Origin of the sequence: Rhizomonospora bruguierae, assembly GCF_018397995.1 — a bacterium.
Lineage (GTDB): Bacteria > Actinomycetota > Actinomycetes > Mycobacteriales > Micromonosporaceae > Rhizomonospora > Rhizomonospora bruguierae.
Genome location: NZ_BBQH01000020.1, coordinates 53,105 through 67,591, shown reverse-complemented (window position 1 = coordinate 67,591; position 14,487 = coordinate 53,105). Strand labels below are relative to the sequence as shown.

12 protein-coding genes are annotated in these 14,487 nt (G+C 73.7%); 5 read left to right on the top strand and 7 right to left on the bottom strand.

Annotated elements, in window-relative coordinates; translation table 11 throughout:
* Both sucC and KJS59_RS11400 read right to left on the bottom strand, forming a co-directional pair.
* The gene (sucC, locus tag KJS59_RS11405; protein ID WP_213452806.1) at positions 1–1,179 is read right to left on the bottom strand and encodes an ADP-forming succinate--CoA ligase subunit beta; all 1,179 of its coding nucleotides are present in this window, start codon (positions 1,177–1,179) and stop codon (positions 1–3) included.
* Between the two features lie 409 nt (positions 1,180–1,588).
* Entirely contained in the window at positions 1,589–1,993 is a 405-nt protein-coding gene (locus KJS59_RS11400) for a cobalamin B12-binding domain-containing protein (RefSeq protein WP_213452805.1), read from the bottom strand.
* Positions 1,994–2,379: 386 nt separating this feature from the next.
* On the opposite strand from KJS59_RS11400, the gene KJS59_RS11395 reads away from it, so the two are divergent.
* The gene (locus KJS59_RS11395; protein ID WP_213452804.1) at positions 2,380–3,093 is read left to right on the top strand and encodes a M23 family metallopeptidase; all 714 of its coding nucleotides are present in this window, start codon (positions 2,380–2,382) and stop codon (positions 3,091–3,093) included.
* A gap of 327 nt (positions 3,094–3,420) precedes the next feature.
* Here KJS59_RS11395 and pcrA read toward each other — a convergent pair whose 3' ends face one another.
* Positions 3,421–5,796 carry a DNA helicase PcrA gene (gene pcrA, locus KJS59_RS11390; protein ID WP_213452803.1) on the bottom strand — a complete coding sequence of 792 codons (2,376 nt, stop codon included), beginning with the start codon at positions 5,794–5,796 and terminating at the stop codon, positions 3,421–3,423.
* A 326-nt stretch (positions 5,797–6,122) separates the two neighbouring features.
* On the opposite strand from pcrA, the gene KJS59_RS11385 reads away from it, so the two are divergent.
* Complete coding sequence (locus KJS59_RS11385) at positions 6,123–6,422, top strand: chorismate mutase (protein WP_213452802.1); 300 nt, start codon at positions 6,123–6,125, stop codon at positions 6,420–6,422.
* 82 nt (positions 6,423–6,504) lie between these two features.
* Here the strand turns inward: KJS59_RS11385 and KJS59_RS11380 are convergent, their stop codons facing one another.
* Both KJS59_RS11380 and KJS59_RS11375 read right to left on the bottom strand, forming a co-directional pair.
* Positions 6,505–7,176, bottom strand: a complete 672-nt coding sequence (locus KJS59_RS11380) for a response regulator (RefSeq protein WP_213452801.1) — start codon at positions 7,174–7,176, stop codon at positions 6,505–6,507.
* Positions 7,176–8,468: an ATP-binding protein gene (locus KJS59_RS11375; RefSeq protein WP_213452910.1), complete on the bottom strand. Its 1,293-nt coding sequence runs from the start codon at positions 8,466–8,468 to the stop codon at positions 7,176–7,178. The genes KJS59_RS11380 and KJS59_RS11375 overlap by 1 nt, the downstream gene beginning before the upstream one ends.
* Positions 8,469–8,628: 160 nt before the next feature.
* Between KJS59_RS11375 and KJS59_RS11370 the strand changes: the two genes are divergently transcribed.
* The 3 genes from KJS59_RS11370 to KJS59_RS11360 are packed head-to-tail and all read left to right on the top strand — an operon-like array spanning position 8,629 to position 11,999.
* Positions 8,629–10,323, top strand: a complete 1,695-nt coding sequence (locus KJS59_RS11370) for a PspC domain-containing protein (RefSeq protein ID WP_213452800.1) — start codon at positions 8,629–8,631, stop codon at positions 10,321–10,323.
* A complete protein-coding gene (locus KJS59_RS11365) occupies positions 10,320–10,712 on the top strand; it encodes a hypothetical protein (RefSeq protein WP_249714053.1) in 393 nt (130 codons plus the stop codon). Before KJS59_RS11370 ends, KJS59_RS11365 begins: the two co-directional genes overlap by 4 nt.
* A 36-nt stretch (positions 10,713–10,748) precedes the next feature.
* Positions 10,749–11,999, top strand: a complete 1,251-nt coding sequence (locus KJS59_RS11360; RefSeq protein ID WP_213452799.1) for a phosphatidylserine decarboxylase — start codon at positions 10,749–10,751, stop codon at positions 11,997–11,999.
* 56 nt (positions 12,000–12,055) lie between these two features.
* Here the strand turns inward: KJS59_RS11360 and KJS59_RS11355 are convergent, their stop codons facing one another.
* Both KJS59_RS11355 and KJS59_RS11350 read right to left on the bottom strand, forming a co-directional pair.
* The gene (locus tag KJS59_RS11355; RefSeq protein WP_213452909.1) at positions 12,056–12,988 is read right to left on the bottom strand and encodes a CDP-alcohol phosphatidyltransferase family protein; all 933 of its coding nucleotides are present in this window, start codon (positions 12,986–12,988) and stop codon (positions 12,056–12,058) included.
* A gap of 286 nt (positions 12,989–13,274) precedes the next feature.
* On the bottom strand, positions 13,275–14,285 hold the full coding sequence (locus KJS59_RS11350; RefSeq protein ID WP_213452798.1) for an NUDIX hydrolase: 1,011 nt from the start codon (positions 14,283–14,285) through the stop codon (positions 13,275–13,277).
* Positions 14,286–14,487: the final 202 nt, after the last annotated feature.

Genomic DNA, 14,487 nt, shown 5'->3' with positions numbered 1-14,487 from the left:
TCACTCCCCCGCCGCGGCCAGCTCGGCGGCGCGCTCGGCCGCTCCGTCCATCGTGTCGACCCGCTGGACGAGCGGGTTGTTCGCGCCGTCCAGGATGGCCCGGCCGGCCTCCGCGTTGTTGCCGTCCAGCCGGACGACCAGCGGCTTGGTGACCGTCTCGCCCCGGTCGGCGAGCAGGGCGAGCGCCTGGACGATGCCGTTGGCGACCTCGTCGCAGGCGGTGATGCCGCCGAACACGTTCACGAAGACGCTCCTGACCGACGGGTCGGAGAGCACGATCTCCAGGCCGTTGGCCATCACCGCCGCGCTCGCGCCGCCGCCGATGTCCAGGAAGTTGGCCGGCTTCACCCCGCCGTGCCGCTCGCCGGCGTACGCCACCACGTCCAACGTGGACATCACCAGGCCGGCGCCGTTGCCGATGATGCCGACCTCGCCGTCCAGCTTGACGTAGTTGAGGTCCTTCTCCTTGGCGGCCCGCTCCAGCGGGTCCACCGGGCCGGCGTCGACCATCGCCTCGTGGTCCGGGTGCCGGAAGTCGGCGTTGTCGTCCAGGGTGACCTTCGCGTCCAGGCAGAGCACCCGGCCCCCGGCGGTCTTGGCGAGCGGGTTCACCTCGACCAGCGTGGCGTCCTCGGCGACGAACGCCCGCCACAGCTTCACCGCGATGTCGGCGATCTGGTCGGCGACGTCCGCCGGGAACTTCGCGGCCTCGACGATCTCGCGCGCCTTGGCCTCGTCGACCCCGGCGTTCGCGTCGATGGCGATCTTCGCGACCCGCTCCGGGGTCTCGGCCGCCACCTGCTCGATGTCCATCCCGCCGGCCACGCTGGCGATGCACAGGAACGTGCGGTTCGCCCGGTCCAGCAGGTACGACAGGTAGTACTCCTCGACGATGTCCACGGTCACCGTGACCATGACCCGGTGGACCGGGTGCCCCTTGATGTCCATGCCGAGGATGTCGGCCGTCCGGGCGACCGCCTCGTCCGCGTCGCCGGCCAGCTTCACGCCGCCGGCCTTCCCGCGCCCGCCCACCTTCACCTGGGCCTTGACCACCACCCGGTCGCCGAGCCGCTCGGCGATCGCGCGGGCCTCGTCGGGGGTCTCCGCCACGCCGCCGGACAGCACGGGAAGCCCGTGCCGCTCGAACAGCTCGCGCCCCTGGTACTCGTACAGGTCCACAGCTACGCGTCCCGTTCCGTCTCGTGTCGCGCCCGTACCGCGCGTGGCCGGGCCTTCGGCCGCAGCCTAACCACAGCGCGACGCAGCGGGATCGCGCGGGTACGCGGAGGTGGTCGGTTCCACTGGCGCGGATTGCGCCGGAAAAGTTCTTCCGCGGGGGCGTTACCCGCCTCAGCCGGCGTCGTTGAGTCAGATGTCGGAGCGCCGAGCGGTTCGCGGCCTCCGGTGAGACGGCCGATGCCCTGTCGGTCGAGGGGTGGCGGCGGGGCGTCGTGCATAGAGAGGCCGGACGTGTGAGGGGTGCGTCCGGCCTCTCCCTATGCCTTCCCCGCCCTTGGCTCTTCGTCCCGGCCCTCGCGCGCGCCGGTTCTGCCGCCCTCGATCTGCCGGCCGGCGGCGCCGCTCGGCCTCAGGAGACAGGTTGCCCCACGTTGGCGCGCACCCAGTCGACGATCGCCGAGGTGGTCGCGCCGGGAGTGAAAATCTTGGCGACGCCCATCCGCTCGAGTTCCGGGATGTCCGCGTCCGGGATGATGCCCCCGCCGAACACCACGATGTCGGCCGCGTCCCGCCCGGTGAGCAGTTCGAGCACCCGCTTGAACAGCGTCATGTGCGCCCCCGAGAGCACCGACAGCCCCACGGCGTCCGCGTCCTCCTGGATCGCGGTCTCCACGATCTGCTCCGGGGTCTGGTGCAGGCCGGTGTAGATGACCTCCATGCCGGCGTCCCGCAGCGCCCGCGCGACCACCTTGGCGCCCCGGTCGTGCCCGTCCAGCCCGGGCTTGGCGACGACGACCCGAATGCGTGAGCTCATCTGTGGCACTCCCGGCTCTCTCCGGACTGGTTCTCGCACGGCACGCCTACCTTAACGAACGTTATCCGGGCCCGGCCGCGCGGAAAAGCCGACCGGCCACCCCTAGGGGTACAACCGGTCACACTACTAAAGGTAGTCACACGAATAGCGGAGAGTATTCAACGAATCGGCCGGCAGATAGTGACGTAGCAGGACCAAATAGGACCGGACGTCGCACAGCCTGTCGGCAATTTGGCGCGCCCGCTTGTGACACGCCGTAGGGGTTGGCTACCGTGGCCCACGGTTGCCATCCAGAATCACCCACCGGACGGCGGCCCGACCGGCGAGCGATATCCCCCGTTCACCCGCCCCGCCCGGTCGCCGGAACCCGACAACGGAGGGTGTGCGTGCGTCAGCGCCTGTCGTCAGAGCCCGACAGATATCGCGGGCGACGCCGCGTACCCACCCCGCCGCGCAGCCGGTACGCCGCGGTCGTGACGACCGCCGTCGTCGGTGCCGGCGTGGTGGCCATCAGCGCGGGCGCGGGTCTCTCCGACGCCAAGACGGTCAACCCGAGCACGCTGCCGGACCTCGACACGAAGGCCGCGGCCCAGCTCGCCGAGCGCGACGCCGCGGCCGACCGCTCGTCCCGTGACACCGACCGCGGCGGCGCCACCACGCTCAGCCAGACCGCGCCGGACGTCTGGCTGCTCCCCCTGCACGACTACCGCTTCACCTCGCCGTACGGGGTCCGCTGGGGCAAGCTCCACGCCGGCGTCGACCTGTCCGCGCCCGAGGGCACCCCGTACAGCGCCTCGCACGCCGGCACGGTGAAGCTGGCCGGCTGGTACGGCGGGTACGGAAACGCGATCATCATCGACCACGGCGACGGCATCGAGACGATCTACGGGCACTCGTCCAAGATCCTGGTTCGGGTCGGCCAGACGGTCCAGGCGGGCGACGTGATCGGCCTGGTCGGCAACACCGGCCACTCGTTCGGGGCACACCTGCACTTCGAGCTGCACGTCAACGGCGTCGCCAAGGACCCGGTGCCGTACCTGCGGGCCCGCGGCATGGACATCCAGCTCGAGACCGACACCCTCTACTCCCCCGGCGACTGACGCATTCCCCTCCTTCGCCAATCTTGGGGTTGTGGCGGACCCAAAAGCGGGCACATGCGACCGATCCCCGGTACCTTGCGTCTCGGACTTTGATTCCTGGTCCTACCTATTAACCGGCCGCTATGAGATCGGGGCAGATCAGCCCCGGGACGTCAAGATCAGCGGGGTCGGTCGGCGAGTATTTCGCCGCTCCACGTTTGTCGGGCCGTGTGCAAGCTCCAGTCGAGCCCCGCTTCCTGGGCGGCGGCCGCGGGTGGGAGATCTTGGTACCGATCTGGCCAGAAAAGCGGCGTGTCTTACCAAGATCTCGCCCCCGGGCTGCCGGCTCTACAGCTTCTCGATCGGGGCGTGGCGCAGGACGATCCACAGGGTCTGGTCGCCGAAGTCGACCTTCGCCTGGGCACGGGCGCCGTACCCCTCCACCTCCACCACCCGGCCCAGCCCGTAGCGCTGGTGGTTGATCCGGTCGCCGACGGCAACGCTGGGCACCTGCGGCAGGTCGCTGGCGGTCGCCAGGCGGGCCGGGTCGACGCCGAGGCGCTCGGCCAGGCGCGCCGCCCTCGGGGTGTTGCCGGCGAAGCCGCCGCCGCGCAGGTTGGTGCCGCGCTCCCCGCGCCCGCCGACGCCGCCGCCGGTGCCGGACCAGGACGTGTACGACCCCTGCGTGCGCTCCCAGCGGACCAACTCGGCCGGCAGTTCGTCGAGGAACCGCGACGGCGGGTTGTACTGCGGCTGGCCCCAGGCGGCCCGGGTCACCGAACGGGAGAGGTAGAGCCGCCGCCGGGAACGGGTGATGCCCACATAGGCCAGGCGCCGCTCCTCCTCCAGTTCGCGGGTGTCGCCGAGCGCCCGCAGGTGCGGAAACACGCCATCCTCCAGCCCGGTGAGGAAGACCACCGGGAACTCCAGCCCCTTCGCGGTGTGCAGGGTCATCAGCGTGACCACGCCCTGGTGTTCCGGGTCGTCGGAGGGGACCTGGTCGGCGTCCGCGACGAGGGCCACCTGCTCCAGGAAGCCCGCCACCGTGGCGTCCTCCTCCTGCGCGGCGGCCCGTTCGGTGTACTCGCGGGCCACGCTGACCAGTTCCTGGAGGTTCTCGACCCGGCCGGCGTCCTGCGGGTCGCGGCTGTCCTCCAGTTCGACGAGGTACCCGGAGCGCTGGAGCAGCGCCTCCAGGATCTCCTCGGGCGGCGCCGCCGCGGCCGACTGGCGCACCTCGTCGAGCATGGCGACGAAATCCGCGATGGCGTTGGCGGAGCGGGTGTTGATGCCGGGCGCCTCGGCGGCGCGGGACAGCGCGGCGCCGAAGGAGACGCGTTCCCGGGCGGCGAGCGCCTCGACGCACGCCTCGGCCCGGTCGCCGATCCCCCGGCGGGGCGTGTTCAGGATCCGCCGGACGCTGACCGTGTCGTCGGCGTTGACCACGGCGCGCAGGTACGCCAGGGCGTCGCGGACCTCCTTGCGCTCGTAGAAGCGCACCCCGCCGACCACCTTGTACGGCAGGCCGACCCGGATGAACACCTCCTCGAACACCCGGGACTGCGCGTTGGTGCGGTAGAAGACGGCCACGTCGCCGGGGCGGGTGTCGCCGGCGTCGCAGAGCTTGTCAATCTCCCGGGCGACCCAGTCCGCCTCGGCATGCTCGGTGTCCGCGACGTACCCGACGATGGATTCGCCGGCGCCCTGGTCGCTCCAGAGCCGCTTCGGCTTGCGGGACGGGTTGCGCTCGATGACCGCGTTGGCGGCGTTGAGGATGGTCTGGGTGGAGCGGTAGTTCTGCTCCAGCAGGATCGTGCGGGCGTCGGCGAAGTCCCGCTCGAACTCGAGGATGTTGCGGATGGTGGCGCCGCGGAAGGCGTAGATGGACTGGTCCGCGTCGCCCACCACGCACAGCTCCGCCGGCTCCAGCCCGGCCGTGCCCGAGACGAGTTCCTTGATGAGCATGTACTGCGCCTGGTTGGTGTCCTGGTACTCGTCCACCAGCACGTGCCGGAACCGGCGCCGGTACTTCTCGGCCACGTCCGGGTGCGCCTGCAACAGGTGCACGGTGGCCATGATGAGGTCGTCGAAGTCCAGCGCGTGCGCCTCCTTCAGGCGGCGCTGGTAGAGCTGGTACGCCTCGGCCAGGGCGCGCTCGTTCGGGCCCTGGGCCCGGGTGGCGAAGTCCTCCGGGTCGACCAGTTCGTTCTTCAGGTTCGACACCTGCGCGGCCAGCGAGCGGGCCGGATAGCGCTTGGGGTCGAGATCCAGCTCGCGGACGACGAGCTGCATCAGCCGGCGGGAGTCGTCCGCGTCGTAGATCGAGAAGGTGGACTTGAGGCCGGCGTGCTCGTGCTCGGCGCGCAGGATCCGCACGCACGCGGAGTGGAACGTGGACACCCACATCAGCCGGGCGCGCCCACCGACCAGCGCGGCCACCCGCTCCTTCATCTCGCCGGCGGCCTTGTTGGTGAAGGTGATCGCGATGATCTCACCGGGGTGCACGTCACGGGCGGCCAGCAGGTAGGCGATCCGGTGGGTGAGCACGCGGGTCTTGCCGGAGCCGGCGCCGGCGACGATCAGCAGCGGCGCGCCGGCGTGGGTGACCGCCTCCCGCTGGGGGCCGTTCAGCCCGTCGAGCAGGGCCTGCGGGTCGCGGCCGGGGCGGGGCCTGGAGTCCGACTCCGGCGCCGACACGGGTGGGGGTTCGAAGAGAGCATGCATCGCACCCGCGAGTCTATGCCCGCCCCCCGACATCCCCCGTCCCGCCGCTCCACCGCCACCACCCTGTCATCACCCGCCACGCGCACCCCGGTGCGGCCGCCGGGCACGGCCGGACCGCATCTTGAGAGCCTGTTGAGAACCCGTTACGGCGCGTGGCATACTTCCCGTGTGATCGAGAAGGTGCGGTTCTACTTTTACGGCTCCGGGAGTCCGGCAGCCGTGGGTCGCGCCTGAATCACACAGACCTCACGAAAGCCCCGGGCTCCTGGAGCCCGGGGCTTTCCGCATCCGGGCCTGGGACCTGGGCACGACCCTAGGAGACCACGATGACCGCCAAGCTCGCCGACGCCCAGCCCACCTCCACCGGTACCGAGGAGGCCGAGGCGGCCACCGCGATCCGCGGCATGCGGGAGCGGATCGACGAGATCGACGCCGAGCTGATCCGGCTGTGGCAGGAGCGGGCCTCGCTGTCCCACCAGGTCGGCGCCACCCGGGTCGCGTCCGGCGGCACCCGGCTGGTGCTGTCCCGGGAGCGGGAGATCCTGGACCGCTTCCGCGACGCCCTGGGCGCCGACGGCACCCAGCTCGCCCTGCTGATCCTCCGCGCCGGCCGCGGCCCCCTCTGACCAGCCGTCGAATCCTGGCCGAGCGGATGGCCGGGGCCGCCGCCCCGGCCGGCCCGCCCGAGGGGCGGTGCCGGCCGGACGACTAGACCAGACGGCGATCGGCGGCCCAGCGGGAGAGCTCGTACCGGTTGGACATCTGGAGCTTGCGCAGCACGTTGGACACGTGCGTCTCCACCGTCTTGATGGAGATGAACAGCTCCTTCGCGATCTCCTTGTACGCGTAGCCGCGGGCCAGCAGGCGCAGCACCTCGCGCTCCCGGTTGGTGAGCTGGTCCAGTTCCGGGTCGGCGACCGGCGTGTCGGGGCGGGCCGCGAACGCGTCCAGCACGAAGCCGGCCAGGCGCGGGCTGAACACGGCGTCTCCGTCGGCGACCCGGCGGATCGCCGCCGTCAACTCCTCCGGCGAGATCGTCTTCGTCACGTACCCGCGGGCGCCCGCCCGGATCAGGCCGATCACGTCCTCGGCGGCGTCGGAGACGGACAGCGCCAGGAACCGCACGTTCGGGTGCGAGCGGCGCAGCGCCTCCAGCACCGCCCGCCCGCCGCCGTCGGGCATGTGCACGTCCAGCAGCACCACGTCGGGCTCCAGGGCGGCGATCCGGGACACCGCGTCGGCGACCGTGCTGGCCTCGCCCACCACATCGACGTGCACGCCCAACTCGGCGCGCACCCCGGCCCGGAACATCGCGTGGTCGTCCACCAGGAACACCCGAAGCCGGCGCTGGTCAGCCAGCGCGGCGGCCGTCTCGTCCATCACGACACCTTTCCTTCTCCCGCGTCCCGCGCCGTGGCGGGCGCGGGCATGATCAGCCGTACCTCGGTGCCCTCGCCGGGCTCGCTGCGGATCTCCGCCCAGCCGCCGTGCCGGCGCATCCGCCCGATGATCGAGCCGCGCACGCCGTGCCGATCGTCCTCCACCTTGCCCGGGTCGAAGCCGGCGCCCCGGTCCCGAACGAAGACGGACAGTTGCTCCGGCTCCACCTCGGCGTACAGCGAGACCGTCTGCACCTTCGCGTGCCGGGCGGCGTTCACCACCGCCTCCCGGGCGGCGGCGACCAGCGCGCCGATCCGCTCGTCCACCTGGCGGTCGCCGACCACCACGGTCTCCACCGTGATCGCGTAGGTGTCCTCCACCTCGGCGGCGATCTGCTCGACGGCGGCGGCGAACAGTTCGTTCGGCGAGCCGCTGGGCTTGTACAGCCAGTTGCGCAGGGAGCGCTCCTGGCCGCGGGCCAGCCGCTGCACGGTCTTGGTGTCGGCGGCGTTGCGCTGGATCAGGGCCAGCGTGTGCAGCACCTGGTCGTGCACCATCGCGGCCAGTTCGGCCCGCTCGGTCTCCCGGATCCGGCCCTCGCGCTCGGCGCGCAACTGGCCGTAGGTGCGCCACAGCACCGGCGCCGCGACCAGGGCCACGCCGGCCAGCCCGATCAGCGCGAACAGGACGCCGTTGAGCAGGTCGGAGAAGCTCCCGTCGGCCAGCGGCGAGTACACCACCGCGATGCCGATGATGCCGACCGCGACCAGCACCCCGCCGCCGATGAAGCGCAGCAGGAACATCCGCCGGTCGCTCTCCTCGAGCACGGCCCCCAGCCACGGTACCTGCGGGAGCGTCTCCTCCCACTTCCAGCGGCGGGCCGGGTCGGCCTGGTGCCAGATGATGCCCGCGCCGACGCCGATGACGGCGAACAGCCAGCCGGCGGTGGCGGTGACCCCGCCGAGCCCGAACAGCGCCTGGAGCAGGATGACGCCGGCGGCTATCGCCACGAACGGCAGCAACTGGGCCAGGTCGCGGGGGCGGGGGGCGCGGGTCGGGTCCGGCTGGACCGGCAGCACCGCCCAGAACGCCGCGTACAGCAGCAGCCCGACGCCGTTGAAGCCGAGCAGCACCACGAACGCGATCCGCACTCCCAGGACCGGCACGCCGACGTGCCGCGCGATGCCGGCGGCGACGCCGGCGACCAGGCGGCGGTCGCGGGCGCGGAACAGCCGGTGCGCGGCGGACGCGGCCGGCGGTGCCGGCGCGGCGGGCGTTCTGGGGGCGGTGATGGCGGGCTCCTCGATACGGTCCGGTGCACACCGATCGTCACACGTCGGGGCGGGCAGCTACCACGGGATGCCTCCCGGACCTTTGGGGCGCGATTTCTCAGGGTGGGCTCAGGGTCCGCTCCGGAGGGAACTCGGGCGGCGGCGGGGCGAGTATCGGAGCATGACCGAGGATGACGCCCGCCGGCAGCCGCCGGAGGAGCCCACCACCGCCCCGCCGGCCGGCGAGCAGGCCACCGCGCCACCGCCGCCACCGCCGGGCACGTACCCACCGCCCGCGCCGGGCAGCGGCTTCGCCAGCCGGTACGGGCTGGTGCGCCCGAGTCACGGGCGGTATGTCGCCGGCGTCTGCGCGGCAATCGGGCGGGCCACCAACACCGACCCGGTGCTGTGGCGGGTGCTGTTCGCGGTCCTGGGCCTGTTCGGCGGGGTCGGCGTGCTGGCGTACCTGGTGTGCTGGCTGGCCATCCCGGCGGACACGGACACCGCCTCGCCGATCGAGGCGCTGTTGGGCAAGGGCCGCTCGAACACCTCGCCCGCGCTGGTGATCGTGCTGGCGGTGGCGACCGTGGTGATCTTCGGCTTCATCGTGACGGACGGCTTCCGGGCCGCCCTGCTCGGCGCCGGGGCGCTGATCGTCGGCGCGCTGGTGCTGAGCCGTACGGGCGGTGGGGGGGCCGCCACGGCCGGCGGCGCACCGGGGTTCGGGGGGACCCCGGCCGCCGGCGCCGAACCCGGCTACGGGGGGCCGGGTTACGGCACGCCGGGTTACGGGGGGCCTGGCTATGGGGGGCCCGGCTACCCGGGGGCGGGCTACGGGGGGCCCGGGTACGGGGGCCCCGGCCAGCCGGCAGCCGCGCCCGGAGCGGCCGGCGCCGGGTCGGTCCCGCCGGGTGGCTACCCGTCACCCGGGTCGGGGCCGGCCGGCTCGACCTCGCCCGCGGACGTGACCGGTGCGGGGGCCGGTCCGTGGGGCACCGCGGGCGGGGTCGGTGCCGGGGCGGCCGCGACCGAACCGGTCGACACGCCGCCGGCCCCGACGGGCGGCACGGCCCCGTACCGGTCACCGGCACCGGGGGCGCCGGTCACCGCGCCGCTGCCGCCGATGCGGCCCGCTCCCGGGGTGCCACCGCCCGGGTACCGGCCACCGTCCGGCTACCGGCCGCCGTTCGCGCCGCACGGCCCGTACGCCTCGCGCGGCTACCCGCCGCCCGCGCCGCCGGCACCGCCGAAGCCACCGAAGCCGCCGCGGGAGCGCTCCGCCCTCGGGGCCGCGACGTTCTCGCTGATCTTCGTGGCGCTGGGCCTGATGGCCGTGCTGGACCTCACCGACGTGATCTCCTCGCGCCCGTCCACATACTTCGCGGCCGCACTCGGCACGGTGGCCCTCGGCCTGCTGGTCGGCGCCTGGCTGGGCCGGGCCCGCTGGCTGATCGCGCTGGGCCTGCCGCTCGCGCTCGCGCTGGGCATCTCCACCGCGGTCGAGCAGTACGACCGGGTGCGGTCCGGCAGCGGCAGCGTGGTGTGGCAGCCGGCCACCTTCGCGGACCTCGGCGACCGGTACGAGCAGCGGGTGGGCGACGCCACCCTGGACCTGACCCGGCTGGACTTCACCGGCCGGGACCAGCGGGTCACCGTCGACGTCAACGCCGGCACGCTGCGGGTGACGCTGCCGCCGACCGTGGACACCCGGGTCTCGCTGGAGGTCAACGTGGGGGAGGCCGTCGTCTTCGGGCGGCACTACAACGGGATCGGCAACACCGGCCAGATCAGCGATGACGGCCCGGACGGCCCGGGCGGCGGCACGCTGACCCTGGTCCTGCACGTCAACATCGGCAGCTTGGAGGTCCACCGATGAAGGCGCACCGTACCGACGGCATCTCGCTGACCTTCGGGCTGCTGTTCGCGGCGTTCGTCGCGTGGTGGCTGTTCCAGGGCCGGGTGGATGTCCGGCTGCCGGCGCTGGGCTGGCTGGTGGCCGGCGCGCTGATCCTGTTCGGCCTGCTCGGCCTGATGGGCGCGCTACGCGCCAACCGCTCCGGCCACGACCACGCCGTGCCCGTGAGCGCCACGCCCGCCAGCGCCACGCCGGTCAGCAGCGCGACGCCGGTGAGCGGCTTCGCGGGTGGCGCGTCCGCCGCGCCGTACGCGGGATCGCAGTCGCCGGAGACCGTGACCGACGATGAGCCGACGCTGGTCCAGCCGCCGGTCGACGACCCGAACGACGAGGACCGCCGTGACCGCTGAGATCGCTGCAGCGGCGCGTCGGCCTATGCTGGCCCGATGACCCAGTTTCCCGTGGCCGCGGGCCCGGTCGGGCCGGTTCGGGTCGGACTGCGCGCGGCGCGCACGCTCACCGCGGAACTCGCCCGGCACAACGCGGCCAAGACCGCGTTGCTCGTCGATGCCCACCCGGAGTCACCGGTGCTCCGGGCGGCGATCGACGCGCTGCTGCCCGGCGACCGGCTGACCGCCGTGCCCGACCGGCCCGCCCTCGCGACGGCGCTGCGCCAGCACCTGACCGGGCTGGGCCGCTGGGTGGCCGACCGGGTGACCGTGGTCGAGTCGGTCGCCGAGGCGGACCCGGCGGACATCCTGATCGTGGGCGCGCCGGTGACCGGCGCCGCCGAGGAGGTCCGGGCCACCCTGGACGGACTCGCCAAGTACCTGACCGAGGGCGGCGTGCTGAGCGTCGCCGTCGCGGCGGTGCCGGGTACCGCGGGCGGCGCCGGGGTCGAGTTGGAGCGGCAGGGCGCCCTGTTCGGCGTCGGAACGGACCTCGTCCTGCGCAACTCCCCGCCGCTGCGGGTGTACCGGCTGCGGTTCGGCCCGCCGCCCGCGACGCTCGCCGAGACGCTGGCCCCGGCGTACCGCCCGTCCAGCGTGCCGCTGACCCGGTCGATGAACATCGACTCGAACGGCGTCGCCGCCGCCGGCATCGCGCTCGGGTTGGCGGCGCTGACCAGGCTGGTCCGCCCGAAGTCCCGGGCCTGGCTGGTGCCGGCGCTGGCCGCCGCGCCGGTCGCCGCGTTCTTCCGGGACCCGCAGCGCGACATCCCCGAGGAGCCGCGCGCCGTGGTCGCGGCCAGCGACGGCAAGGTCCTGTCGGTGGAGCGCCTGCGCGACGACCGGTTCGGCGAGCCGGGCGAGTACCTGCGGATCGCGGTCTTCCTGTCCGTGCTCGACGTGCACGTGAACCGGGCGCCGGTGGCCGGCCGGGTGGTCGACTTCTTCGTCGAGGACGGCGGCTTCGCCGCGGCGATGAAGCCGGCCGCGGAGCACAACGTCGCCGCGTACACGGTGCTGGACACCGCCCGCGGGCGGGTCGTGGTGGCGCAGCGGACCGGGTTGATCGCGCGCCGGATCGTGCAGCGGGCGCCGGCCGGCGCGGTGCTGGCCAAGGGCGAGCGGATGGGGTTGATCCGGTTCGGCTCGCGCACCGACGTGTACCTGCCCGCCGACGCGGCGGACGCGACCGTGGGGGCCGGCGACCGGGTGGTCGGCGGCAGCACGGTCATCGCCCACTGGCGCTGACTGGGCAAATACGAAAGGGGGCGCCCCGGGCGGGGCGCCCCCTTTGCGTATCCGTCTCAGGCGGTGCGGCGTTGGCGCAGCCAGAGCACCGGCCCGCTGGCCAGGTAGCCGGCGACCACCACCGCGAACGTGATCCGCACGTCCAGCAGGCCGCCGAGCAGCGGCGCCAGGTACAGCCAGCGCGGCAGCCGGGCCAGCCGGGCCAGCTTCGCGTACGGGAAGCTGGAGACCATCGCGAACGCCAGCAGCACCACGCCGGCCAGCAGGACGACGCCGGGGACCGGCATGCCGATCAGCACGGTGAGGGCGAGCACGGCGGCGGCCATCGTGGTGGGCACGCCGCAGAAGAAGCGCCCGTCCTTCGGCGAGACGTTGAACCGGGCCAGCCGGATCGCGGCGCAGCCGGCGACCAGGGCGCAGGCGACGGCCGCGGCGGCGGTGGGCACCGTGCCGGCCAGCGAGGCGTACACGACGATCGGCGCGGCCAGGCCGAACGAGCACATGTCCGCCAGCGAGTCCATCTGGGCGCCGAACGGGCTGGAGACGCCGAACCGGCGGGCGAGCGCGCCGTCCATCCCGTCGAACGCCACGCAGGCGATGAGGCAGCCGGCGGCGGTCTGGGTGTCGCCCCGCATGGCGAGCAGGATCGCCGCCAGGCCCAGCCCGAGACTGCTCAGGGTGCAGGCGTTGACCAGGGCGAACTTGACCCGGCGGGCCAGCGTGTGCGGACCGGGTAGCAGCGGGATCGGTGCCGGCGGGGCCTCGGCCTCGGCGACCGGCGCCGGGCCGGGGACCGGAAGCTGCGCGGGCAGCGGCGGGCTGATCGGTGCGATCAGGGACACGGGCGCTCCGCGGCCGTCACGGCCCGGGATGTGGTCGTAGCCGGGGTAGCTGCCGGACAGGGCCAGGGCCGAGCCGCGACCGGGCGCGCGCCGCCGACCGACGCGGATCAGCAGCACATCCCGGGCGAGCGATCCGCCGCGACGCAGCCGACCCCACGGACGAGCGCCGGGGCGGGGGCTGTCAGTTGTGCGGGGCCGACGCCATAGGGCTCTCGGCACGTGATCCCTCCATCAGGGGTCGGGCGGCCCGTCCGCGGGGGCCGTTTGTCGGCGAGGGGCGTGATGCGGCATACACCATCGCATAGGAGTCGGTGCCTTGGCGATAGCCGACTGTGCAACCTTACGGACCGACGGGCATCAACCGGTCGAGTGGGTCCGAAATTCGGATTTAATGGTTTACGGACGACCTTCCCATTATACCGGGTCGATCATTTCAGGCCGCCCGGTCGAGCGTCCGCACCCACTGGGCGGCCAGCCCGGTGAGCGGGAGGTCGGCGGCACCCTCCGGGGTGAGCCACCGGGCGTCGGCGGTGGAGCCGCCCACCTCGGTCACGCGCGGCGGTGTGGGCACCGCCACGAACACCCGGTAGACCACGCGGACGACGTGCCAGTCCCAGAACCGGCCCCGCCACAGCTCGGCCGGGTTGTGCCGGGAGTCGACGCCCAGCAGGTCGGCGACCCGGCCGACCTGGTCGGTCTCCTCCGCCAGCTCCCGCAGCAGGGCGGCCCGCGGCTGCTCGCCGTGGTCGGTGCCGCCACCGGGCAGGTGCCACTGCCCGCCACCGGGGTACCCGGGCGAGATCAGCGACAGCAGGACCCGGCCCTGCGGGTCGGTGGCGAGCGCGTACGCACCGAAGCGCTGGCCGAACGCCGGCGGCTCGGCGTCGGAGGCCGGCGGCTCCGGGGACGGCGCCTCGGGGGCCGGCCCGGCGTCGGAGGTGGACGGCCTTGGGGGCGGGGGCCCGGGGGCCGGCCCGGCGTCGGAGGTGGGCGGCGCCAGCGGGCTGGCCGGCAGCGGCGTGACGGGCAGCCCGAGGATCTCGGCGGTCATCGGCATCAGCCGCAGCCCCGGCAACTGCTCCGGGGCGAACCAGGCCGCCCGGTCGATGGTGCCCGCCGCCTCGTCCCGCAGCGTGCCGCCGGTCACCGTCAGCCGGTAGATGACCCGGTCGTGGTGCAGCGCCACCTCGTCGGTCCGGGCGTCGCCGGTGCGGTGGGTGACGTCCGCCACCACGTCGTGCACCGCCGCGACCGTCACCGCCAGGCCGGTCTCCTCTCCGACCTCCCGGACCACCGCGTCGGCCGGGTGCTCGCCCTGGCCGACGCCGCCGCCGGGCAACTGCCACACGCCGGGGAACTCGCACTGCGGCGAGCCGCGGGTGAGCAGCACCCGGTCGCCGTCGCGGATGATCCCGTAAGCGCCGATCCGGCGCAGCCGTAGCACCGCGCCAATCTAGCGGGCGCGGGTTCGGCCGCAGGCGGCCGGCACCACCCGCCCGACGGCACACCAGCGGCCGGCCGGCACCCAGCACAAGCGGGCTCAGCACAAGCGGCCCGCGCCACCGGCCCCGCGGCACCAGCCGCGGCCCAACGGAAGCGGGTTCAGCACAGGCGAGCGACGCCACCGGCCCCGCGGCACCAGCGGA

Excerpts from the sequence above, each read along its gene's own strand:
- KJS59_RS11400 (WP_213452805.1), bottom strand. The coding sequence starts at position 1,993 with ATGAGCTCACGCATTCGGGTCGTCGTCGCCAAGCCCGGGCTGGACGGG.
- pcrA (WP_213452803.1), bottom strand. The coding sequence starts at position 5,796 with ATGCATGCTCTCTTCGAACCCCCACCCGTGTCGGCGCCGGAGTCGGAC.
- KJS59_RS11385 (WP_213452802.1), top strand. The coding sequence starts at position 6,123 with ATGACCGCCAAGCTCGCCGACGCCCAGCCCACCTCCACCGGTACCGAG.
- KJS59_RS11380 (WP_213452801.1), bottom strand. The coding sequence starts at position 7,176 with ATGGACGAGACGGCCGCCGCGCTGGCTGACCAGCGCCGGCTTCGGGTG.
- KJS59_RS11370 (WP_213452800.1), top strand. The coding sequence starts at position 8,629 with ATGACCGAGGATGACGCCCGCCGGCAGCCGCCGGAGGAGCCCACCACC.
- KJS59_RS11365 (WP_249714053.1), top strand. The coding sequence starts at position 10,320 with ATGAAGGCGCACCGTACCGACGGCATCTCGCTGACCTTCGGGCTGCTG.
- KJS59_RS11360 (WP_213452799.1), top strand. The coding sequence starts at position 10,749 with ATGACCCAGTTTCCCGTGGCCGCGGGCCCGGTCGGGCCGGTTCGGGTC.